This window comes from Polymorphospora sp. NPDC051019 (assembly GCF_040683055.1).
GTDB lineage: Bacteria > Actinomycetota > Actinomycetes > Mycobacteriales > Micromonosporaceae > Polymorphospora > Polymorphospora lycopeni.
Map to the genome: position 1 here is coordinate 471,257 of NZ_JBFBCH010000003.1, position 22,488 is coordinate 493,744.

A 22,488-nucleotide genomic window follows, 5' to 3' on the forward strand; every position below is an offset into this window, starting at 1 on the left:
GAGTGAGCCCCGCAGTCGCGAATGAAAGGCAAGCTCAGTGACCAGTCTCCGGATCATGCGGGCCGCGGAGTGGGCGCGGCCGGTTCCACCGGTACGCCGGGAGGTGCTCGCCGCCCTTCCCGAGGTCGACGAGGGCCGGCCGCCGGTGCTGTTCGTACCCGGTTTCGGGCACGGCGCCTGGGCGTTCGCCGAGCACTGGCTCGACCACACCGCGGCGCGCGGGTTCCCGGCGCACGCGCTGAGCCTGCGCGGGCACGGCGGCAGCGGCGCGGCGCCGAAGGCGTCGCTGCGGGCGTACGCGCACGACGTGGTCCAGGTGGCGGCGGGCCTGCCGCGACGCGCGGTGCTGGTCGGGCACGGTGCCGGTGCCCTGGTGGTGACCCACGCGCTGGCCCGCTACCCGGCCCGGGCGGGTGTGCTCGTCGCCCCGGTGCTGGGTGGCTGGGGCAGCGCCGGCACGGCGTTGCGCCGCAATCCGGTCGGTACGCTGCCGGCGGCGTTCGGGGGCCGGCTGCGGTTGAGCCGGCGCCAGCTTTTCAGCCGGAGCCTGCCGGATCCGGCGGCCCGCGCGTACGCCGGCCGGCTGGGCCGGGCGGCCGCCCGCGCCCAGTGGCAGGTGCTGCTGGGCCGGCCGGCGGAGCCGGCGGTCGGTGATCCGCCGGTGCTGGTGCTGGGCAGCCCCGACGACCGGGTGGTGCCGTTGCCGGCGCTCAACCGGGCGGCCGCCGGCTACAACGCGGCCCCGCTGCTGTTTCCGGGGATGGGCCACGACCTGATGCTCGACGTCGGGTGGCAGGAGCCGATCGACGCGATCCTCGACTGGCTGGAGAAGGACACCCGGCCCTGAGGCGGGCCGGCGGCGGGTCAGGCTGCCGGGGACGGGCCCGGGACGAGGGCGTTGAGGTACGAGGTCGCCCACGCCTGGATGTCGTGGGTGCGCAGGTGTCCGCGCATCGCCCGCATCCGGCTCGACACGTCCTCCGGGCTGGCCTCCAGCGCGTGCATCAGGGTGAGCTTGAGCCCGTCGAGGTCGTGCGGGTTGACCAGGTAGGCCTGCTGGAACTCGGCGGCGGCGCCGGCGAACTCGCTGAGCACCAGGGCACCGGCGTCGTCGACGCGGGCGGCGACGTATTCCTTGGCCACCAGGTTCATGCCGTCGCGCAGCGGGGTGACGGCCATGATGTCGGCGGCCCGGTAGAGCGCGGCCAGCTCGACCCGGTCGAACGGCTGGTTGAGGTAGTGAACGGCCGGCTCGCCGACCCGGCCGAACTCGCCGTTGATCCGGCCGACCTCGCGTTCGACCCGGTCGCGCAGGATCTGGTACTGCTCGACGCGTTCCCGGCTCGGTACGGCGACCTGGACCATGACCGTGTCGCGGACCTTGACGTGGCCGTCGGCGATCAGTTCGCTGTACGCCTTGAGGCGCTGCTCGATGCCCTTGGTGTAGTCCATCCGGTCGACGCTGAGGATGACCTTCTGCGGGTCGCCGAGGTCGCGGCGCAGCCGCTGGGCCCGCTGGACGACCTCGGGCCGGCGGGCGAGGGCCTCCATCTCGGCGGTGTCGATGGACACCGGGAAGGCGCCGATGCGTACGACCCGGTCGTCGACGGCGATCCGCCGGTCGGTGGCCGGCAGCTTGAGGACCCGGTTGGCGAGCTGGGCGAAGTTGTGGGCGGCCTGCGACCGCTGGAAGCCGACCAGGTCGGCGCCGAGGATGCCGAGGAGCAGTTCGGCGCGGCGGGGGAGCTGCATGAACAGTTCCGGTGGCGGGAACGGCACGTGCAGGAAGAAGCCGATCCGCAGGTCGGGGCGCAGGGCGCGGAGCATGCCGGGCACCAGTTGCAGGTGGTAGTCCTGCACCCAGACGACGGCGTCGGGCTCGGCGGCCCGCGCGGCCGCTTCGGCGAACCGCCGGTTGACCCGCTGGTATGCCTCCCACCAGCGGCGGTGGTAGACGGGCTGCTCGACGGCGTCGTGGTAGAGCGGCCACAGGGTGGCGTTGGCGAAGCCCTCGTAGTGCTCGCGTACGTCGTCGGCGGACAGCGGCACGGTGTGCAGGTGTATGCCGTCGACGTCGGGCAGGGTGGGCGCGTCGCCGGTGCCGCCGGCCCAGCCGACCCAGGTGGCCGGCTTGTCGTGCAGGATCGGGTGGAGGGCGCTGACCAGACCGCCGGGACTGCGGCGCCACTCGAAGGCGCCGTCGGGCGCCACGGTGTCGTCGACCGGCAGCCGGTTGGCCACCACCACGAGGGAACTCTGTCGCATCCCGGCACCTCGTTTCGCGAGGCCCCCACCGTCAGGACCGGACCAGGCGCGCGGCGGATCGTGCGCGGGACCGGATCGAGCGCAAGCCCTCGGGTAGTGGAGTGGCAGATTGACGTATCAGAGTATTACTACTGACGAGAAGTTACGCGAGGGTTACGTACCGGCCTTAAAGGTCGATGTATTTCACTATCTGGGCGGATCCGGTCAGACGATTGCCCCGTCGTCGCGATCTTCCTCGTCGTCGCCGGACCGCAACCGGGCGATCAGGGTGACGAAACCGCCGAGGATGCCGAGGAAGCCGATCATCGTGACGACGGAGCGGTCGATCGGCAGCAGGTCGGGGAAGAGGAAGAGCGCGAACCCGCCGATCATGGCCAGCACCGCCACGACGGCGTACTTCGAGACCCGTGGCAGCGGCGGTGGCGGTGGCGGCTCGTAGCCCTCGTCGTCGTCGGGCAGGTCGGCGCCGAAGGTGTCCAGCCCGTCGAGCAGCGACGGGTCGCTGTCGCGCCCACCGACCGAGATGCCGGAGAAGTCGGCGGCCGACGGCAGCCGCCGTACCTCGCGCCCGGGTCGCTTCCCGGTCTCCGGGTCCTCGTCGGTGTCGACCGGCCCCTTGACCAGCCGGGGCCGTCCGGTCGGCGGCCGCTCCGGGCCGACGTCCTCGGCGGCCGGCCACGAGCGGGCGGCGTCGTCGATCTCGGTGTGGTAGCCGGCCACGATCCGGGCCCACTCGGCGTCGACGTCGGGGTCGGAACGCCCGGACCCCGACCGGGCCGCTGGCTCGTCGGTGCCGCCGCCGGGACCGGCGGCGGCCGGCGCGGCGGGGACGGTGCCGGCCGGGGCGGCGACGGCGGGGGAGGTGCCGGCGGCCGGACTCCCGTCCGGCGGGCCGCTGTCGGCCGGACGCTCCTCCTCGGCGAGGTCGGCGAGATAGCCGCGGGCCGTCTCCAGGTGGGTCCGGTCGACGTAGAGGCGGTCGACCGGGCGGGCCGGCACGGTGGTCGTGCGCGTCACGGGATTCAGGTCGGCCGACGGTTGCAGGTAGGCGGCGATGCCACCGGCGGCCAAGACGTCGAGCAGGTGTTCACCCACGCGGGGATCCACGTCGCCGGCGACGGCGTACTCCGCCGCGTCGAACCCGTTGTCCCGCCGTCCCCGGCGCGCCCCACCCGCTGACACCGAACACTCTCCTCACCGGCGCGACCCGCGCCAGGCCCGATGCGGCAGACCCCCCTCGTGAGGGCGCGTGCCGTGCATTGAATCGTGACACGGCGGCCGCCGGTTGCGGGAGTGCGTTGTGGCGCGCCGCCCAGGGTTCGTAGGCTCATGCCAGAGTTCCGTGCGCGGGACCTGTGGCGCCCGACTCAGGGTCGGGCGACTCTTGGCGGAAGGACACCGGTGCTGTACTGGCTGCTTAAGTACGTCATCCTCGGGCCGTGGCTGCGGTTGATCTTCCGGCCCGTGGTCGAGGGCCGGGAGCACGTACCCGAGCACGGTGCGGCCATCATCGCCAGCAACCATCTCTCGTTCTCCGACTCGATCTTCATGCCGCTCATGGTGTCCCGGAAGGTGACCTTCGTCGCCAAGGCCGAGTACTTCACCGGCAAGGGCCTCAAGGGCTGGCTGATCAAGATGTTCTTCGTCGGCACCGGCACCATCCCCGTCGACCGCTCCGGCGGCCGGGCCGCCCAGGCCGCCCTGGACACCCAGCTGCGTGTCCTGCGGGCCGGCAACCTGGCCGGCATCTACCCGGAGGGCACCCGGTCGCCGGACGGCCGCCTCTACCGGGGCAAGACCGGGGTGGCCCGGCTGGCCCTGGAAAGCGGCGCCCCGGTCATCCCGGTGGTGATGCTCAACGCCGACGAGATCCAGCCGCCGGGCAAGCTGATCCCGAAGATCGAGCGGGTCCGGATCCGGTTCGGCGCCCCACTGGACTTCACCCGCTACCGCGACCTGGCCGGTGACCGGTTCGTCGAGCGGGCCATCACCGACGAGATCATGTACGAGCTGATGGAGTTGTCCGGCCGCGAGTACGTCGACGTCTACGCCCAGAAGATGAAGACGCCCCCACCACTGGCGGCCTGACCTCGTCCCGCCCGGCCCGTGCGCGTCGCCCGGCCAGTGCGCGCCGCCCGGCCAGTGCCCGCCGCCCGCTGCGCGGCGCCCCGCCCCGTCGATCATGGGGATGTTTCGGGCAATCTGGGTGCAGATCTTGGCAACAAGTCCTTGATCAACGCGGTGGGGGCACGCGGCGGGGGCGCGCGGCGGCGCGGCACGGCGGCTGAGCGCCGCGCGGCGTCCGCCCCGCGCGCGGGGGCCGGGTGGGTCAGGAGGCCAGGGTGGGGGTCCAGTCGGCGTCGCCGGCCGGTTCGGTGAGCCGGAGCAGGCCCGGCGCCTGGTTGCGCAGGGCGAAGGTACGCACCTCGGCCAGCACCGTGTCGGCGGTGCTCCGCTCGCCGGCCCGCTGCAACGCGCCGGCGGCCAGCGCCAGCGCCAGCATCCGGTCGGTGGTGTCCGGGATCTCCGCGTAGATCTGCGCCGCCGCCAGGTAGAGCTGCCCGGCCCGGGCGTGGTCACCGTCGGCGGCGACCACGGCCGCGGTCACCGTACGCAGCGCCGCCTCGGCCCACGGGGTACGGTGCCCGACCCGGTCGAGCATCCCGCGTACCTGCAGGGCCGCGTCCCGGCCGGCGAGCGCCCCGGCGTACGCGGCCGCGGTGATCCACTCGCCGCTGGCCAGCGCCGGTACCGCCGACCACGAGGTGGCCAGTTCGTCGAGGAGCCGGGCGGCCTCCCGGTGCCGGCCCTGCAACGCCCGGCACAGCGCGCCCAGCCCGAGCGTGGTCCAGTGCGGGCGGTGGAATCCGCTGCTGCGGGCGCTGTCGAGGGCGTCGGTGACGTCGTCGGCCGGCGTGCCGGTGGGGTCGCCGACCGCGACCGGCCCGCGGGCCGGGGCGGTGTCGATGGCCGTCCGGGCCCGGGCCGGCCGGCTGTCGCCGCCCGGCACCGGCTCGCCGCGCAGCACCCGCAGGCAGGACCGCATCCCGCGGACCTGCATGTCCCACCGGCCGCTCGGGGTGTCGACGAAGGCGTCGGCGGCGGCGAGGAGCCGGCCGAAGTCGCCGTCGAAGTAGGCCCGCATCGCCTCGCCGGAGTAGCCGGTGGTCAGCGTCGCGCCGCCGCCCTGCCCGAGCAGCCGGTCGGAGCGGATCCAGTCGCCCTCCTCGCGGATCGCGTACGCCAGGTTCTGGGTGGCCCGGGGCAGCGCCAGCAGTTGGTTGGCCCGGCAGACCTCGGTGGCGGCGTGCAGTTCGTCGAGGCCGGTGCGGTCGCCGGCCTGGTAGCGGGCCATCGCCTCGGTGATCCGGGCGTTGGTCCGGGTCTCCAGCAGCCCCAGCCGGTCGGCGATGGCGGCGGCGGTCCGGGCGGCGGCGATGGCCGGTTCGCGTTCGTAGTTGAGCATGTGCAGCCGGCCGAGTTCGGCGTACGCGTCGGCCTTCCCGGCGGTGTCGCCGAGCGGCTCGAACAGTTCGACGGCCCGGTCCAGGCAGGACAGCGCGGCACCGCGGTCGGCGCGCAGCCAGGCGGCCTGACCGAGCAGGGTCCAGGCGCGGGCCGCCGACGGGCGCTCGCCCAGGGTGAAGAGCCGGTCGGCCAGCATCGTCAGCTGTTCGACGCCGCCGCTCTCCAGGAACGCGGCGCCGTCGCGCAGGAACGAGATCTCGGTGCTCAGCAGCTCCAGCCGGAGCTGCCCGGGCGGGTCGGTGTCGTCGACCAGGGTCAGTGCCCGGCCGACGTGGCTGGCCGCGGCGTCGAGCACGTGCAGGGCGTACGCCCGGCGGGCCGCCCGGTGCAGCGCCTCGCGGGCCGGCGGGGCGTAGCGGGAGGTGTCGACGCCGAGGGTACGGGCGATCTCGTGGGCCGCCCAGCGGTGGTGGGCCAGCACCTCGGCGAGGTCGGTGTCCCGCCCGCCGGACAGCGTGTCGAGCCAGTCGGCCGTCCGCTCGTGCCGGGCGACCCGGTCGGTGCGCGGCAGCCGCTGGTAGCAGACGTCGCGGACCAGCACGTGCCGGAACCGGAACTCCGACTGGCCGGCCATCGTCGACGTCGCCTGCTCGTGGACCATGTCGCGCTGCTCGAGCCGGCGCAGCGACCGTTCGACCGACTCGACCGGCCGGCCCAGCGCGGCGGCGACCGCGCCCGGCCAGAACTGCATCCCGACCACCGAGGCGGCCAGCAGTACGGTCCGGTCCTTGGCGTCGAGCAGGTCGACCCGGTTGGCGATGACGCCGTGCACGCTCTCCGGCATCGGCAGGTCGTGCTGGCGGTCCAGCGACCAGCCGCGACCGGTCTGGCGCAGCGCGCCCTGCTCGATGAGCATCCGGACGTATTCGTGGGCGTAGAGCGGGTTGCCGTCGGCGACCTCGACCAGCGGGGTCAGCATGTCGGCGGAGAACGCCGCCTGCCCGAACAGGTGCGAGTAGAGCGCGGCGATACCGGTGGCGCGCAGCGGCGACAGGGTGATGGTCAGCCCGCCGGTGGTGGCCCCGGCCCAGGTCGGGTCGCGGTCGACCAGTTCGGGCCGGGTGGTGCACAGCAGCATCAGCGGCACCTCGCGCGCCGACGAGCCGAGCAGTTCGATGAAGCGCAGCATCGCCTCGTCGGCCCAGTGCAGGTCCTCGAAGACCAGCACGGTCGGCCGCCGGGACGCCAGCGCGACCAGGAACCGGCGCCACGCCGACTCGGTCTCCTCGGCCGGCAGTTTCGCGGCGGCCAGCCCGACCAGCGGCCGCAGCGCGTCGGCCAGCCGCTCGGCCTCGGCCGGCCCGACGAGCTCGGCCAGCGCGGCGTCGAGCCGGCGGGCGGCGGCCTCGGCCGGGTCGGTGTCGAGGATGCCGGCCTCGGCCTTGACGATGTCGGCCAGCGCGGCGAACGTGACGTTCTCGCCGAACGGCGGGCACCGGCCGGTGTGCCAGGTCAGCGGCTGGTCGATCAGCCGGTCGGCGTTGCGGAAGAGTTCGCGGACCAGGCGGCTCTTGCCGATCCCGGCCCGCCCGAAGAGCGTCACCAGTTGCGGCATCCGCTCCCGGATCGACCGGTGCAGGGCGTTGACGAGCAGGCTCAGCTCGTGTTCGCGGTCGAAGAGCGGGGTGGTGTCGGGCTCGCGGTCCGGCTGCTGCCGCTGCATCGGCGCGACCGCCAGCCACACCTCGGTCGGTGACGACCGGCCACGCAGCGTCACCGGCGGCTGCTCGGCGTAGTTGATGGCGGTGCGGGTCAGCGCGTACGTGTTGCCGCAGACCAGTACCCCGCCGGGCGGGGCCACCGACTGCATCCGCGACGCGGTGTTGACCACGTCGCCGGCGACGATCGCCTGGCCGCCGTCGCGGGCCGCCGCCACGTCGACCAGCGCCTCGCCGGTCGCCACCCCGACCCGGAAGCGCAGCTGGCCGGCGTCGGTGGGCGCGAACCGGGCCAGCACCCGCTGCAGCTCCAGCCCGGCGCGGACGCACCGCTGGGCGTCGGTCTCGGTCGCCACCGGCGCCCCGAACAGCGCCATCACCGCGTCGCCGATGTACTTCTCCACCACCCCGCCGTACTGGCCGACGACCCGGCGGGCGGCGGAGAAGAAGCCGGTCTGCATGGCCCGGACCAGTTCCGGGTCGGCGCGTTCGACGTACGGGGTGAAGTCGATCAGGTCGACGAACAGCACGCTGATCCGCCGGCGGTCCTCCTGGACGGCGGGCGGTGCCGGCGTGCCGGTGCCGCCCACCTTGGACCCGCACCCGGTGCAGAACGCGGCGTCGGCCGGCAGCAGCCGGCCGCACTGCGAGCACGCGGGCGTCAGCTCGGTTCCGCAGCCGGCACAGAACCTGTCGTCGTCGGCTGCGGTCCGGTTGCACCGGGCACATGGGGCGGGGATGCCGTCCTCCTGCATGCGACACGTCGAGTGGTCGGTGGCGCCGGCGGCCGCGGCTGCGGTCTGCCGGCACTGCGGGGACACCCGGTGCCGGCCGGCGGTGGCGACCCGGCTGGCCGCCCACGCCGAGTATCCATGGGCCGGCAAGCTGTCGGGAACTGGGCTCTTAGCCCATTCGCACTCCCCAACCGGGGTGCCCCGAGGCTACAGTCGGGCAGCTTGTGACTGGCCCGACAGAGGGGGAGTACGTAGATGGTGTATGTCCGGCTTGAGCAGGATTGGACCGACGGGCAGGGCACGACCCACCACGCCGGGTCCAGCGTCGACGTAGACGCGGCCACGCTCGCGGACCTGGAGGCGCGCGGCATCGTGGCCGCCGGTGGCGGCGGCTGGGACGGTCCGGGTGGCGGCGGGGGCGGCGACGACAAGGACTGGGCCGGGCCGACCGGCTGGGCCGGGCCGACCAGCACCCAGCCCTGACACACCGCGATCGCGTCGGGCCGGGCACATGCCCGGCCCGACGCGTTTCAGCGGTCGGGCATGCCGGCGCGGCGGCGCAGGGCGGCGACGTCGGTGACGACGATCCGGCGCCCTTCGGTACGCAGCCAGCCGCGGTTGGCGAACGACCCGATGGCCTGGTTGACGCTCTGCCGTGAGCCGCCGGCCATCTCGGCGAGCTGGCTCTGGTTGAGCTCGATGGTGATCATCGGGGCCTGGCTCTCGCCGGCCAGCCGGACCAGCGTCTTGGCCACCCGACCGGGCAGGTCGAGGAAGACGTGGTCGGCGTTCTGCTCGGTGAGCCGCCGGATGAGCGCGCCGAGCGAGCGCATCACGGCGTCGAGGATGCGCGGGTTGGCGTGCACCAGCTCCATGAACGCGCCCCGGGACAGGGCCAGCGCGGTGCAGTCCTCGATCGCCTCGGCCGAGGCCGACCGGGTCGAGGCGTCCAGGAGGGACACCTCACCCAGTACGTCGGGCGGGCGCGCCACCGTCATCACGGCCCGTTCGCCGGTCGGCGCCGTACGGAACACCGCGACCGCGCCGCGTCGCAGCACGATGAGCGACTCGCCGGGGTCGTTCTCGACGAACAGCAACTGGCCCTTGCGGTAGGTGCGGGGCACCGCCGCGGCGATCACCCGTTGACGCACCTCCGGTTCGAGACCGGCGAACAGTTCGACGCCCGAGAGCGCGTCACCCGGATCCGGCAGGCGAACCTCCACGGTCCAACCCCTCCCCGGTAAGCAACATGGTCATGTGCCGGCTCACCCGGCCGCCGGGTCCACTTCGGTCGGCGGCGGGCGGATGAACGGACCATCACACAATAGGCGGTGCGAGTGTCAACATCAGATCATGACGCTCCTGTCGGGTGGTGTACACCCCTGGGATCGATTACGTGACAGTCCTGTGCCCTTGTCTCGGGACATGCTGTGCGCGGATCCGCCGACGGGTGGGGGCCGCACGGGGGCGCGGCGGATCGGCGCCGAGGGGAACCGCGGCCGGCCGGAAGGTGGCGCACCAGCGCGCCACCTTCCGCCGGACGTGTCGTGACCGTTGAAGATCGGCTGGCGGCCCGGGCGGGTGCCGGGCCGACCGGACCCCGTCACCCCGACCCCCGTACGCCGGTTCGCCGCGGCCGGCGGGACACGGCCGGCGCGGGCCCACGGTTGGCCGGCGGGTGCCCCGGGAGGCCGCCGTCCGGGCCGGTCGGCGAGGATGGCGGCGATGACTTACCGCTATTTCTACGACTGCGAGTTCATCGAGGACGGGCGCACGATCGACCTGGTGTCGATCGGCGTCGTGGATGAGTTCGGTCGCGAGTTCTACGCCGTGTCCACCGAGTTCGACAGCTCCCGGGCCATCCCGTGGGTACGCCGCAACGTGCTCGACCGGCTGCCGTCGCCGGCCGACCGGGCCTGGCGGTCCCGCGACCGCATCCGCGACGACCTGCTCGAGTTCCTGGTCGAGCCGGTCCGGGGCCGGGCGGGGGAGGAGGTCGAGCTGTGGGCCTGGTACGCGGCGTACGACCACGTCGCGCTCGCCCAGCTCTGGGGGCCGATGACCGCCCTGCCCCGGCAGATCCCGCGGTTCACCAAGGATCTCCGTCAGCGGTGGGACGACCTGGGCCGCCCGGCGCTGCCGAAGGCCCCGGCCGACCAGCACGACGCCCTGGTGGACGCCCGGCACAACCTGGCCCGCTGGCAGACCCTCTCCCGCCTGCCGAGATCCGCGTGATCAGGGGCCAAGTCGCGCGTGTCGTCGGCGCGTCGTGGTCACAGCTTCCTGATCACGGCGATCATGGCGGGACACGCTGGATTCACCCATAGCGGGGCGACTACAGTGCGCAATGACGGCCCGCCCCGGGCCGGCAACGATGCCGAGACTTCGCTCCTGGGGCTTGGATGGGCTTACCTTTAGCTCCTGGAGGATCAGCAGATCATGCGTATCGGCGTGCTCACCGGTGGTGGTGACTGCCCAGGTCTGAACGCGGTGATCCGGGCTGTGGTGCGCAAGGGCGTCGCCACCTACGGTCACGAGTTCGTTGGCTTCCGTGACGGCTGGCGTGGCCCGCTCGAAGGGCTGACCCGGCCCCTCGGCATTCCGGAGGTCCGGGGCATCCTGCCGCGCGGCGGCACCATCCTCGGCTCCTCCCGGACCAACCCGTTCAAGATCGAAAACGGGGTCGAGCGGATCAAGAACAACCTCGCCGAGCAGGGCGTCGACGCGCTCATCGCGATCGGCGGCGAGGACACCCTCGGTGTCGCCACCAAGCTCCACGAGCTGGGCGTGCAGGTCGTCGGCGTGCCGAAGACGATCGACAACGACCTCGGCGCCACCGACTACACCTTCGGCTTCGACACCGCGGTCAACATCGCGATGGAGGCCATCGACCGGCTGCACACCACGGCCGAGAGCCACCACCGCACCCTCGTCGTCGAGGTGATGGGCCGGCACGCCGGCTGGATCGCGCTGCACGCCGGCCTGGCCGGCGGCGCCAACGTCATCCTGCTGCCGGAGCGGCAGTTCGACGTCGACCAGGTCGCCAACTACGTCGAGAAGCGCTTCGAGAAGCAGTACGCGCCGATCGTCGTCGTCGCCGAGGGCGCCCAGCCGCTCGACGGCCAGATGGTCCTGCACAACCAGGAGCTCGACGCCTTCGGCCACGTCCGCCTCGGCGGCATCGGCCAGTGGCTCGCCGAGCAGATCGAGGCCAAGACCGGCAAGGAGGCCCGCACCGTCGTGCTCGGGCACATCCAGCGCGGTGGCACGCCGAGCGCCTTCGACCGGGTGCTCGCCACCCGGCTCGGCCTCCAGGCGATCGACGCGGCCAACGAGGGCGACTGGGGCAAGATGGTCGCCCTCCAGGGCACCGACATCGCGCGGGTGCCGCTGGCCGAGGCGACCCGGGAGCTCAAGACCGTCCCGCTGGAGCGCTACACCGAGGCCGAGGTCTTCTTCGGCAGCTGATCCGTGCGGTCCACCGCGACCCGCCCGGCCCGCCGTACCCGGCGTGGCCGGGCAGGTCGTGGCGGTACCGAATCGCGCCCGACGCGGGCTCGCCGCGCGAGGTCCGGCCGGGTCGTGCGGTTGACAGGCTGATACGTCCGGCACCGGGCGGTGCGGTGGAACTACGTGCGGCACCGGGCGGTGCCGGTGGAACGGAACGAGGTGGCAGGCGTGACGGTTGGCGTCCACACGGTGGCGGTGATCGGCACCGGCAAGATCGGTGAGTTGATGCTCTCCGGGCTGCTGCGCGCCGGCTGGCCGGCCGGCAAGCTCCTGGCCACCACCCGCCGGCCCGAGCGCGCCGACGAGCTGGCCGTCCGCTACGGCGTACGGGTCGTCGACAACCTCACCGCGATCGTCGAGGCCGACGTGCTCGCGGTGGCGGTCAAGCCGCAGGACGCCGCCAGCCTGCTCGACGACATCGGCCCCAAGGTGCCCGCCGACAAGCTGGTGATCTCGCTGTGTGCCGGCCTGCCCACCGCGTTCTTCGGCCGCCGGCTGCCGGAGAACACCCCGGTCGTCCGGGTCATGACCAACACCCCGGCGCTGGTCGACCAGGCCATGACGGCGATCTCGGCCGGCCCGCACGCGACCGCCGAGCACCTGGCCCTGGCCGAGGAGATGTTCACGCCGCTGGGCGCGACCATCCGGGTGCCCGAGTCGCAGCAGGATGCCGTCACCGCGCTGTCCGGCTCCGGGCCGGCGTACTTCTACCTGCTGGTCGAGGCGATGGTCGACGCCGGCATCCTGCTCGGGCTGCCCCGCCAGGTCGCCCACGAGCTGATCGTGCAGACCGCCATCGGCTCGGCGGTCATGCTCCGTGACTCCGGCGAGCACCCGGTGAAGCTGCGCGAGGCCGTCACCTCGCCGGCCGGCACCACGATCTCGGCGATCCGCGAGCTGGAGAACCACGGCGTACGCGCCGCGATGCTCGCCGCCCTCGAAGCCGCCCGCGACCGGGCCCGCGAGTTGGCCGCGCAGACCGAGAACTGATTCATTCACGCGCCCCGGACCGCGCCCGTCCGGCCCGCGTCCGATTCACTCACGCCACGGCTATTCCCCCGGCGGCCGTGGGGCACTAAATTCATCACTAGCGGTAGCGACATCGATACTCTTCGGAGGTCTGATCTCCCCGTGCCGGGCCGCGACTTCCCCCGCGCCGGCACCGGAGCCGCCCAGGACCGATCCGGCCCCCCATCGGATCGGCGCTCGGCGGCTTCCCCGGAGGCGGCCGACGTCGTGGGTTCGCGCGAGCGTCCAGCGGCGTTCCGGCTCCGGATGGCGGTGGACGGGTCGCCGCTGTGGTGGACGGCAGCCGGCCGTCCGGCGCGGGCCCGGTGACCCTCCACCGTCGTGGAGCCGGCGAACGGCCAGTAACCTGCCCGACCGACGGATGGCGCATACTGTCCGTCGTGTTCACCATCGCCCAGGCGCGCCATCTGATCGCCACGCTGCGCCCACGGATCGACGAACTCATCACGCTCCGCGCCGACCTCGCCGAACTGCGCGCCGACCTCGCCGACGGCGCCGGCAGCCCGCGCGGCGGACTGCCGGAGATCAAGGGGCTCGAGGCACGCATCCACGGCATCGTCGAGGAGTTCAACGAGCACGACATCCAGGTCAAGGGCCTGGCCCCGGTGCTGCTCGACTTCGCCGGTGAACGCGACGGGCGCCCGGTGCTGTGGTGCTGGTTGGAAGGGGACACCGACATCCGGTGGTACCACCGCCTGGAGTGCGGCTTCCCCGGCCGCCGCCGCATCTGATCCATCCCGCCGGCACCGGCGCCCACCCACCGAATTCCCACCGGCCGGCGACGGTCACCGGTGTCGTACCGCTGCTCTAACCTCGGCCCGGTCCACGCGGCCGGCGCGTGGCGGGAGCAGACGGGGAGAAGGCATTGGGCACCTGGGACATCGGACCGTTCGACAACGACAGCGCCGCCGACTGGAGCGGGCGGCTCCACGACGCCGCCCCGGCCGAACGGGCCGGGATCGTCGAGCGGGCGCTGCGCGACGTCGAGACGGAAAGCGGGTATCTCGACTGTGACGTCGCCGCCGACGCGGTCGCCGCGGCCGCCGTGGTCGCGTCGCAGCTGCCCGGCGGGCCGAAGATCGAGTCGGCGTACGCGCCGGACTTCCTGACCGGTGGCGAGTCCCTGCCCCTGCCCGAACACCTGCCGGCGCTGGCGGTGCGGGCCCTGGACCGGATCGTCGCCGACGAGTCGGAGTGGCGGGATCTCTGGGCCGACTCCGGCGCGCTCGACAAGGCGGTGGCCGAACTCGGGCCGATCCGGGTCGCCCTCGACCGGCGCGGCCCGCTGGCCGGCGCCGCCGGCTGACCGGGGCACCACCGCTGGCGGGCGTCGCGGGCTGCACGGCGCCACCGGCCGATCCGCCCGCCCGGCGCCCCTGATCCGCCCGCCCGGCGGCGGCCGGGCGGGCGTCGGTCCCGCTAGCGGGGCAGCACCTTCTCGAACGCGGCGGCCAACTCCGCCGAGTCCGGCTCCACCCGTGGGCTGAACCGGCCCGCGACGGTACCGTCCGGGGCGATCAGGAACTTCTCGAAGTTCCACCGCACGTCGCCGGTGTGCCCCTCGGCGTCGGCCGTGTCCACCAACTCGACGTAGAGCGGATGCCGGTCCGGCCCGTTGACGTCGACCTTCTCCGTCAACGGAAACGTCACGCCGTAGTTGACCTCGCAGAACTCGGCGATGTCCGCCGCGTTGCCCGGCTCCTGGCCGGCGAACTGGTTGCAGGGCACGCCGAGCACCACCAGCCCGCGTGGTCCGTACGTCTCGTGCAGCTTCCGCAGGCCCGCGTACTGCGGGGTCAGGCCGCACCGCGAGGCCACGTTGACCACCAGCAGCGCGTTGCCGCGGTACTGGGCGAGGTTCGCGGGGCCGCCGGCGAGGGCGTCGATCCCGGTGTCGAAAACGGTCATGACGGTGACGTTACCGGCCGGTCGGGCCGATCGGGTGGGTGGTGGTCGCAGGGATGGTGGCCAGCGCCGGCCGACCGGCGCCGACCTCAGGAGAACCGGTAGCGGACCTCAAGACATCCAGAAATCTAAAAATGGACATCTTGACGAAGTGTTAAATCCGTGAGTAGCGTCTCACTAGCTTTTTGGAAAGTTTCCTAACTGTTTGGGGAGACGCCACATGAAGAGATCCCTGCGCCGCGCGATGTGGGCCGGCGCCGTGGCGGCGCTGGTCGTCGCCGCGGTCCCGGTCACGTCGGCCTTCGGTGCCGGCAGCCTCACCACCACGTTCGCCGCCTCCTCGGACTGGGGCTCCGGTCACGAGGTCAGGGTCACCGTCACCAACGGCACCAGCAGCCCGGTCAACACCTGGCGGATCGAGTTCGACCTGCCGGCCGGCACCACGATCAGCAGCTTCTGGGACGCCGACGTGACCCGCACCGGCAACCGCGTCGTGGCCGTCAAGAAGAGCTGGGCCGGCGCGCTCGCCGCGGGTGCCTCGACCAGTTGGGGCTACATCGGGACCGGCGCCTACCGGGCCCCGACCAACTGCACCATCAACGGCGCGGCCTGCGGCGGCGGCACCCCGCCGACCACCCCGCCCCCGACCACCGCGCCGCCCACGACCGCACCCCCGACCACTCCGCCGCCCACCACTCCGCCGCCGACCACCCCGCCGCCGCCCGGCGCCAAGAAGGTCGTCGGATACTTCGTGCAGTGGGGCACCTACCAGCGCAACTACCAGGTGAAGAACATCCACACCAGTGGTTCCGCCGCGAAGATGACGCACATCCTGTACGCCTTCGCCAACACCACCGGCGGTCGCTGCACCATCGGTGACAGCTACGCCGACTACGAGAAGGCGTTCACGGCGGCGGACAGCGTCGACGGTGTCGCCGACACCTGGGACCAGCCGCTGCGCGGCAACTTCAACCAGCTCAAGAAGCTCAAGCAGATGTACCCGCACCTCAAGGTCATCTTCTCGGTCGGCGGCTGGACCTGGTCCGGCGGCTTCACCCAGGCCGCGCAGAACCCGCAGGCGTTCGCCGACTCCTGCTACAACATGGTCAACGACTCCCGCTGGGCGGGCGTGTTCGACGGCATCGACATCGACTGGGAGTACCCGAACGCGTGTGGCCTGACCTGTGACAACAGCGGCCCGAACGCCTTCAAGAACGTGATCTCGGCGCTGCGGACCAAGTTCGGCCCGAACCGGCTGGTCACCGCGGCGATCACCGCCGACGGCAGCAACGGTGGCAAGATCGACGCGGCCGACTACGCCGGTGCGGTCAACAACCTCGACTGGATCATGCCGATGACGTACGACTACTTCGGCGCCTTCAACGCCCAGGGTCCGACGGCCCCGCACTCGCCGCTGACCTCGTACACCGGCATCCCGCAGGCCGGCTTCAACTCCGACGCGGCGATCCAGAAGCTGAAGAGCAAGGGCGTCCCGGCCAGCAAGATGCTGCTCGGCGTCGGCTTCTACGGCCGCGGCTGGACCGGCGTCACCCAGACCGCGCCCGGCGGCACGGCGACCGGCCCGGCGCCGGGCACCTACGAGCAGGGCATCGAGGACTACAAGGTCCTCAAGAACACCTGCCCGGCGACGGCGACCATCGCCGGCACCGCGTACGCCAAGTGCGGCAGCAACTGGTGGAGCTACGACACCCCGAGCACCATCACCGGCAAGATGACGTACAGCAAGAACCAGGGGCTCGGCGGGGCGTTCTTCTGGGAACTCTCCGGTGACACCAGCAACGGCGAGCTGATCACCGCGATCCGTAACGGCCTCAACTAGGACGGCCCCGCCCGAGGGCGGGGTCGACAACCAGACGGTCCCGTCCGGGGGCGGGCCGACGCAGGAATCCCCACAGGGGCGGGGAACCGGGTTTCCGGTTCCCCGCCCCGCGTCGTCGTACCGGAATATCGGTCGCGGGCCGCGACGTTGTCGCCTACCGTGACCACCATGTTCGGCACCGTCGGCTTCGGACGGCCCGCAGGTCCACACCTGCCGGCCGTCGTCGACGTGTGCGCGTGGTTCGCGGATACCCGAGGCTGACCCTCCTCCATCCCGAGCAGAACCACGGAGGAGGGTGGCCCGTCAGTACGGCGCCGCCCCTTTTCTTCTGGCGGCCCCGTCCCGCGCGGTTCTGACGCGTGCCGGTCCCGGCAACCGCCCGCGTACGTCGCCCGCCGACCCCGAACCTCCACAGTGGAGCTTCAGCATGGCCAAGAGCCAGTTCTCGCGTACGAAACCGCACCTCAACATCGGCACGATGGGGCACGTCGACCACGGCAAGACGACCCTGACCGCCGCCATCACCAGGGTCCTCGCCGACCGCGACCCGGCCGCCAACCGGTACGTCTCCTTCGACGGCATCGACCGGGCGCCGGAGGAGGTCGCGCGGGGCATCACCATCAACATCGCGCACGTCGAGTACGAGACCGCGACCCGGCACTACGCCCACGTCGACATGCCGGGCCACGCCGACTACGTGAAGAACATGATCACGGGGGCGGCGCAGGTCGACGGGGCCATCCTCGTCGTCTCCGCGCTCGACGGCGCGATGCCGCAGACCCGCGAGCACGTCCTGCTCGCCCGGCGGGTCGGTGTGCCGTACCTGGTGGTGGCGATGAACAAGGCCGACGCCGTCGACGACCCGGACCTGCTCGACCTGGTCGAACTCGAGGTCCGCGAACTGCTCGGCGAATACGGCTTCCCCGGCGACGAGGTCCCGGTCGTACGCGTCTCGGCGCTGCGCGCCCTCGAGGGCGACCCGCGGTGGATCGCGTCCGTCGTGGAACTGCTCGACGCCGTCGACCGGTACGTCCCGGTGCCACCTCGCGAGCTTGGCGAACCGTTCCTGATGCCGATCGAGAACGTGCTCACCATCTCCGGGCGGGGCACCGTGGTCACCGGCGCGATCGAGCGCGGCACGCTGCGGGTCGGCGACGCCGTCGAGGTGGTCGGGCTCGGCCCGACGCTGTCCACCGTCGCCACCGGGCTGGAGACGTTCGGCCGCTCGTTGCCGGTCGCGGAGGCCGGCGACAACGCCGCCGTCCTGCTGCGCGGGGTCAAGCGCGACCAGGTGCAGCGGGGCCAGGTGGTGGCGCTGCCCGGCAGCGTCACGCCGCACCTCCGGTTCGGTGCGCGGCTGTACGCCCTGACCACCGCCGAAGGGGGGCGGCACACGCCGTTCCTGGCCAACTACCGGCCGCAGTTCTATTTTCGGACGACCGACGTGGTCGGGGCGATGCGGCTCGGCGACGACACGCAGATGGTCATGCCGGGCGACACCGTCGACCTGACGGTGGAACTGGGCCGTCCGGTCGCGATGCACGTGGGCCTCGGGTTCGCGGTCCGCGAGGGCGGCCGCACCGTGGCCGCCGGCACGGTGACCGCCCTGCTCGACTGACTCCGGCCTGTCGCGCGGCGGCCTAGTCCGTCGCGCGGCGCGGCCTGTCGCGCGGCTCAACCTGTCGCGCGGCGGAGGCCCGGGCCGCCGCGCGACGGACCGGGCCGTGGCGGACCGGGCCGTGGCGTGGATCAAGGGCTTGTCGGGGCAGAACGTGCCTGTTCTGCCCCGAACATCCCCTTGATCGGCGGGCCGGGGCGGGCGGACGGGAGGCCGGGGCGGGCGGACAGGGGGCGGGTCGGCCGGGCAGGGGGCGGTGGGGCGGTCGGGGGTCGATGGGGGGGCGGGGGTGTGGGAGACTCGGGCGGAATGCGGTCGTGGGGAGGGCGTGTGCGTCGGGGCGGGGTGCTGTTCGGGGCCGTGCTCGCGGCGGCGCTCGCCGGCTGCGGCTCGCAGGAGCCGTCGGGGCCCGACCCCGGGCAGTTGGCCCGCGAGCGGGTGCAGACCTACCTCGACGCGATGAAGGTCAAGGACGTCGCCGCCGGCCGGGCCCAGCTCTGCGCCGGTATGCACGCCACCTTCGACCGGATCGCCACCGGTCCCAACGGTGACTTCGCCGCACATTTCGTGGTCACCGACGCCACCGTCACCGGCGGTCAGGCCGTCGGCGCCGACCAGCGGGTCGACGCCGCCGTCATGGTCACCGCCGCCGGTGATCCCCGGCTGGTCGGCCTGGTCTTCACCCTCAGCCACGTCGACGGGCACTGGTGCATCGCGGACGAGGAGACCGGCGCGCCGCCGACCGCGTACCCCTCGCCGTCACCGGACGGCACGGCCAGCCCGTCGCCGTCACCGGACGGCCCGAGCCCGTCGGCGGCACCGGCCGGTCCGGGCGCGGTCCCCAGCCCCCGGTAGGGCCCATCTCACGCTGCGAAACGCGCACCCTCGGCAACCGTCCGGACGGGTGTCCGCCGTACGCTTGCTCGCATGCGCCAAGAGTGGCACCAGTTGAGCCATCCCGGGGTCGGTAACCCCGGCTTGCAGACCACCCGCCCCTCGACCGATTCCGCCGAGGACGCCGCCCTCGGGCTCGACCGGTGGCGCGACCTGCCCCGGGCGCAGACCCCGCCGTGGCCGGACCCGGCCGCCGTCGCCGACGTCTGCCGGGTGCTCGACAACGTGCCGTCGATCGTCGCGCCGTACGAGGTCGACCTGCTGCGCGAGCGGCTGGCCCTGGTCTGCGACGGCAAGGCGTTCCTGCTCCAGGGCGGCGACTGCGCGGAGACGTTCGTCGACAACACCGAGAGCCACCTGCTCGCCAACGCCCGCACGCTGCTGCAGATGGCGGTGGTGCTGACGTACGGGGCGTCGCTGCCGGTGGTGAAGGTGGCCCGGGTCGCCGGGCAGTACACCAAGCCGCGGTCGTCGCCGACCGACGCGCTCGGCCTGCCGGCCTACCGCGGCGACATGATCAACTCGCTGGAGGCGACGGCGGAGGCCCGGGTCGCCGACCCGCAGCGCATGATCCGGGCGTACGCCAACTCGGCGGCGGCGATGAACATGCTCCGGGCCTACCTCAGCGGTGGCCTCGCCGACCTGCACGGCCTGCACGACTGGAACAAGGACTTCGTCCGCAGTTCGGCCGCGGGCGAGCGCTACGAGGCGATCGCCCGCGAGATCGACCGGGCGCTCGCGTTCATCCAGGCGTGCGGGATGACCGACGACGAGGCGCTGCGCAAGGTCACCCTCTTCTGCTCGCACGAGGCGCTCGCGCTGGAATACGACCGGGCGCTGACCCGGGTCTCCGACAACCGGGCGTACGGCCTGTCCGGGCACTTCCTCTGGGTCGGCGAACGCACCCGCCAGCTCGACGGCGCGCACATCGACTACATCTCCCGGATCGCCAACCCGGTCGGGGTCAAGCTCGGCCCCGGCACCAGCCCCGAGCAGGCGATCGAGCTGTGCGAGAAGCTCAACCCGGACAACGTCCCGGGCAAGCTCACCCTGATCAGCCGGATGGGCAACCACAAGGTACGCGACGCGCTGCCGCCGATCGTCGAGAAGGTGACCGCCGCCGGCGCCCGCGTGGTGTGGCAGTGCGACCCGATGCACGGCAACACCCACGAGTCGTCCAACGGCTACAAGACCCGGCACTTCGACCGGATCGTCGACGAGGTGCTCGGCTACTTCGAGGTCCACCGGAACCTGGAGACCCACCCCGGCGGTCTGCACGTCGAACTCACCGGCGAAGACGTCACCGAGTGCCTCGGCGGCGCCCAGGCGATCCAGGACATCGACCTGCCGGGCCGCTACGAGACCGCCTGCGACCCCCGGCTCAACACCCAGCAGTCGCTCGAACTGGCGTTCCTGGTCGCGGAGATGCTCCGTGGCTGAACCGACCGGGCGCCCCGTCGTCGACCTGCGCTCCGACACCGTCACCAAGCCCACCCCGCCGATGCGCGCGGCGATGGCCGCCGCCGACGTCGGCGACGACGTCTACGCCGAGGACCCGACCGTCAACGCGCTCGAAGCCCACGTGGCGGAACTCTTCGGGCACGAGGCGGCGCTGTGGGCCCCGACCGGCTCCATGGCCAACCAGATCGCGCTGCAACTGCTCGTACCGCCGGCACACGAACTGCTCTGCGACGCCGACGCGCACGTGGTGACGTACGAGATGGCGGCCGCGGCCGCGTACGGCGGGATATCGACTCGGACCTGGCCGGCCGTCGGCGCCGACGTCGACCCCGAGACGGTCGCGGCGATGATCCGCCCCGACGGCTACCACGCGGTGCCGACCCGGGCCATCGCCGTCGAGCAGACCCACAACCGGGGCGGCGGCGGGGTGGTCCCGCTGGCCACCCTGCGTGCCCTGCGCGGCATCGCCGACCGGGCCGGCGTCGCGCTGCACTGCGACGGCGCCCGGATCTGGCACGCGCACGTCGCCGACGGCGTGCCGCTGAAGACGTACGGCGAACTGTTCGACACCCTGTCGGTCTGCCTGTCCAAGGGCCTCGGCGCGCCGGCCGGCTCGGTGATCGTCGGCAGCGCCGAACGGATGGCCCGCGCCCGGGTGATCCGCAAGCGGATGGGCGGCGGACTGCGCCAGGTCGGCGTGCTCGCCGCCGCCGGCCGGTACGCGCTCGACCACCACGTCGAGCGGCTCGCCGACGACCACGCCCGCGCCGCCCGGCTCGCCGAGGCGATCGCGCCGTTCGGTGTGCTGGCCGGCCCGGTACGCACCAACCTCGTGCCGCTGGACCTGTCGAAGTCGCCGCTCGACGCCGCCGGCGTGGCGGCCGCCGCCCGTGCCGAAGGCGTTCTCGTGTCGGTCCTCGGCCCGTACGTCGGCCGCCTGGTCACCCACTACGAGGTCGACGACGCCGGCATCGACCACGCCATCGAGGTGCTGACCCGCGTCCTGCGCGGCTGACCACAAACGAAAAGCCGGGCCCGCGTCACGCGGGCCCGGCTTCTTCGCGTACGGGTATGTCAGACCTCGGGGTGCTCGGTCACGTTCTGGAGGTAGATCGCCTCGCCGAGCTTCTCGATCAGCCCGAGCTGGGTCTCCAGGTAGTCGACGTGGTGCTCCTCGTCGGCCAGGATGTCCTCGAAGATCCTCGCCGAGGTGGTGTCACCGATCGAGCGCATGTATTCGATGCCGCGGCGCAGCCGGTCGACCGCCTCGACCTCGATCTTCATGTCGCACTCGAACTGCTCCTTGACCGTCTCGCCGATCCGCAGCGCGAAGAGCTTCTGGTAGTTGGGCAGGCCCTCGAGGAACAGGATCCGGTCGGTCAGCACCTCGGCGTGCTTCATCTCGTCGATGGACTCGTGCCGGGTGTGTTTCGCCAGCTTGGTGTAGCCCCAGTTCTCCTGCATCTTGGCGTGCAGGAAGTATTGGTTGATCGCGGTGAGTTCCGCGGTGAGCTGCTCGTTCAGAAACTCGATTACCCGGCTGTCGCCTTGCATGACAAAACCCCCACAAGAGTTACCTGTGGGGTAAGCCTACTCGGCCGTAGGGATCAGGCCGCGATCGTGACGAGCGTGTCGGTGCCGGTCTCCTCCTCGATCAGGTCACAGATGCGGTCCAGGCAGGTGCCGCAGCCGGTGCCGGCGCCACAGGAATCCCCGACAGACTCCTCACAGTGCGCGCCGAGGCGGATCGCGGTGCGGACCTCGCCTTCGCGGACGCGCGCGCAGATGCAGACGTACATGAGGGGTGCCCTCCTGCGGTTAGGCTGACCTCAGTAAGGCTGCCCTAAAGGGGGCCGTTCACGCAAGGAGTCCGTGAGATATCACCCTGATCGGAGGAGTTGGACTGTGCTGGCTGGTCCTCGCTCCGCTCGGACGGCTCGCTCCGCTCGGATGGCTCGCTCCGCTTCGCGCCGCCTGGATGCACCGTCTTCGCCCTGCGGGCCGCGACCGCTTCGCGGCGCGGTCCTCGGGCTCCAGACGGTGCGG

General features: G+C 72.5%; 20 protein-coding genes. 13 read left to right on the forward strand and 7 right to left on the reverse strand.

Annotated features, from left to right (window positions below):
- The first annotated feature begins 55 nt into the window (after positions 1-55).
- Positions 56-847 (forward strand): alpha/beta fold hydrolase, encoded by a 792-nt coding sequence (locus tag AB0M79_RS09040; protein ID WP_364209948.1) that lies wholly within the window; start codon positions 56-58, stop codon positions 845-847.
- Positions 848-864: 17 nt separating this feature from the next.
- Here the strand turns inward: AB0M79_RS09040 and AB0M79_RS09045 are convergent, their stop codons facing one another.
- Both AB0M79_RS09045 and AB0M79_RS09050 read right to left on the reverse strand, forming a co-directional pair.
- Positions 865-2,265, reverse strand: a complete 1,401-nt coding sequence (locus AB0M79_RS09045) for a trehalose-6-phosphate synthase (protein WP_364209842.1) — start codon at positions 2,263-2,265, stop codon at positions 865-867.
- A gap of 204 nt (positions 2,266-2,469) precedes the next feature.
- Positions 2,470-3,447 carry a DUF308 domain-containing protein gene (locus AB0M79_RS09050; RefSeq protein WP_364209845.1) on the reverse strand — a complete coding sequence of 326 codons (978 nt, stop codon included), beginning with the start codon at positions 3,445-3,447 and terminating at the stop codon, positions 2,470-2,472.
- Between the two features lie 219 nt (positions 3,448-3,666).
- Here AB0M79_RS09050 and AB0M79_RS09055 point away from each other — a divergent pair, with 219 nt between their 5' ends.
- Positions 3,667-4,353 (forward strand): lysophospholipid acyltransferase family protein, encoded by a 687-nt coding sequence (locus tag AB0M79_RS09055; RefSeq protein WP_364209847.1) that lies wholly within the window; start codon positions 3,667-3,669, stop codon positions 4,351-4,353.
- 241 nt (positions 4,354-4,594) lie between these two features.
- Here the strand turns inward: AB0M79_RS09055 and AB0M79_RS09060 are convergent, their stop codons facing one another.
- Positions 4,595-8,335, reverse strand: coding sequence for an adenylate/guanylate cyclase domain-containing protein (locus AB0M79_RS09060; protein WP_364209850.1), 3,741 nt, complete (start codon positions 8,333-8,335; stop codon positions 4,595-4,597).
- A gap of 105 nt (positions 8,336-8,440) precedes the next feature.
- On the opposite strand from AB0M79_RS09060, the gene AB0M79_RS09065 reads away from it, so the two are divergent.
- Positions 8,441-8,668, forward strand: coding sequence for a hypothetical protein (locus tag AB0M79_RS09065; RefSeq protein ID WP_357537616.1), 228 nt, complete (start codon positions 8,441-8,443; stop codon positions 8,666-8,668).
- Between the two features lie 47 nt (positions 8,669-8,715).
- On the opposite strand, the gene AB0M79_RS09070 is transcribed toward AB0M79_RS09065, so the two are convergent.
- On the reverse strand, positions 8,716-9,408 hold the full coding sequence (locus AB0M79_RS09070; protein ID WP_357537614.1) for a Crp/Fnr family transcriptional regulator: 693 nt from the start codon (positions 9,406-9,408) through the stop codon (positions 8,716-8,718).
- Between the two features lie 502 nt (positions 9,409-9,910).
- Between AB0M79_RS09070 and AB0M79_RS09075 the strand changes: the two genes are divergently transcribed.
- The 5 genes from AB0M79_RS09075 (at position 9,911) to AB0M79_RS09095 (ending at position 14,030) form a co-directional block, all read left to right on the forward strand.
- A complete protein-coding gene (locus tag AB0M79_RS09075) occupies positions 9,911-10,420 on the forward strand; it encodes a polyadenylate-specific 3'-exoribonuclease AS (protein WP_357537612.1) in 510 nt (169 codons plus the stop codon).
- A gap of 204 nt (positions 10,421-10,624) precedes the next feature.
- Positions 10,625-11,653, forward strand: coding sequence for a 6-phosphofructokinase (locus AB0M79_RS09080; protein WP_364209855.1), 1,029 nt, complete (start codon positions 10,625-10,627; stop codon positions 11,651-11,653).
- 210 nt (positions 11,654-11,863) lie between these two features.
- Positions 11,864-12,685 carry a pyrroline-5-carboxylate reductase gene (gene proC / locus AB0M79_RS09085; RefSeq protein WP_364209858.1) on the forward strand — a complete coding sequence of 274 codons (822 nt, stop codon included), beginning with the start codon at positions 11,864-11,866 and terminating at the stop codon, positions 12,683-12,685.
- A 419-nt stretch (positions 12,686-13,104) separates the two neighbouring features.
- Complete coding sequence (locus AB0M79_RS09090) at positions 13,105-13,455, forward strand: DUF2203 domain-containing protein (protein ID WP_357537606.1); 351 nt, start codon at positions 13,105-13,107, stop codon at positions 13,453-13,455.
- A 134-nt stretch (positions 13,456-13,589) separates the two neighbouring features.
- Positions 13,590-14,030, forward strand: coding sequence for a DUF4259 domain-containing protein (locus tag AB0M79_RS09095; protein ID WP_364209861.1), 441 nt, complete (start codon positions 13,590-13,592; stop codon positions 14,028-14,030).
- A 113-nt stretch (positions 14,031-14,143) separates the two neighbouring features.
- Here AB0M79_RS09095 and AB0M79_RS09100 read toward each other — a convergent pair whose 3' ends face one another.
- Positions 14,144-14,632: a glutathione peroxidase gene (locus AB0M79_RS09100; RefSeq protein WP_364209864.1), complete on the reverse strand. Its 489-nt coding sequence runs from the start codon at positions 14,630-14,632 to the stop codon at positions 14,144-14,146.
- Positions 14,633-14,849: 217 nt separating this feature from the next.
- Here AB0M79_RS09100 and AB0M79_RS09105 point away from each other — a divergent pair, with 217 nt between their 5' ends.
- The 5 genes from AB0M79_RS09105 to AB0M79_RS09125 all read left to right on the forward strand — a co-directional run bounded on the left by AB0M79_RS09105 (position 14,850) and on the right by AB0M79_RS09125 (position 21,457).
- Entirely contained in the window at positions 14,850-16,469 is a 1,620-nt protein-coding gene (locus AB0M79_RS09105; RefSeq protein WP_357537601.1) for a glycosyl hydrolase family 18 protein, read from the forward strand.
- A 427-nt stretch (positions 16,470-16,896) separates the two neighbouring features.
- The gene (gene tuf / locus AB0M79_RS09110; protein ID WP_364209867.1) at positions 16,897-18,087 is read left to right on the forward strand and encodes an elongation factor Tu; all 1,191 of its coding nucleotides are present in this window, start codon (positions 16,897-16,899) and stop codon (positions 18,085-18,087) included.
- 330 nt (positions 18,088-18,417) lie between these two features.
- On the forward strand, positions 18,418-18,942 hold the full coding sequence (locus AB0M79_RS09115) for a hypothetical protein (RefSeq protein ID WP_364209870.1): 525 nt from the start codon (positions 18,418-18,420) through the stop codon (positions 18,940-18,942).
- Positions 18,943-19,014: 72 nt separating this feature from the next.
- Positions 19,015-20,421 carry a class II 3-deoxy-7-phosphoheptulonate synthase gene (locus tag AB0M79_RS09120; RefSeq protein WP_364209873.1) on the forward strand — a complete coding sequence of 469 codons (1,407 nt, stop codon included), beginning with the start codon at positions 19,015-19,017 and terminating at the stop codon, positions 20,419-20,421.
- Positions 20,414-21,457: a GntG family PLP-dependent aldolase gene (locus AB0M79_RS09125; RefSeq protein WP_364209876.1), complete on the forward strand. Its 1,044-nt coding sequence runs from the start codon at positions 20,414-20,416 to the stop codon at positions 21,455-21,457. Before AB0M79_RS09120 ends, AB0M79_RS09125 begins: the two co-directional genes overlap by 8 nt.
- A gap of 59 nt (positions 21,458-21,516) precedes the next feature.
- On the opposite strand, the gene bfr is transcribed toward AB0M79_RS09125, so the two are convergent.
- Positions 21,517-21,996: a bacterioferritin gene (gene bfr / locus AB0M79_RS09130; protein ID WP_357516065.1), complete on the reverse strand. Its 480-nt coding sequence runs from the start codon at positions 21,994-21,996 to the stop codon at positions 21,517-21,519.
- A gap of 53 nt (positions 21,997-22,049) precedes the next feature.
- The gene (locus tag AB0M79_RS09135) at positions 22,050-22,241 is read right to left on the reverse strand and encodes a (2Fe-2S)-binding protein (protein ID WP_364209880.1); all 192 of its coding nucleotides are present in this window, start codon (positions 22,239-22,241) and stop codon (positions 22,050-22,052) included.
- Positions 22,242-22,488 lie beyond the last annotated feature (247 nt).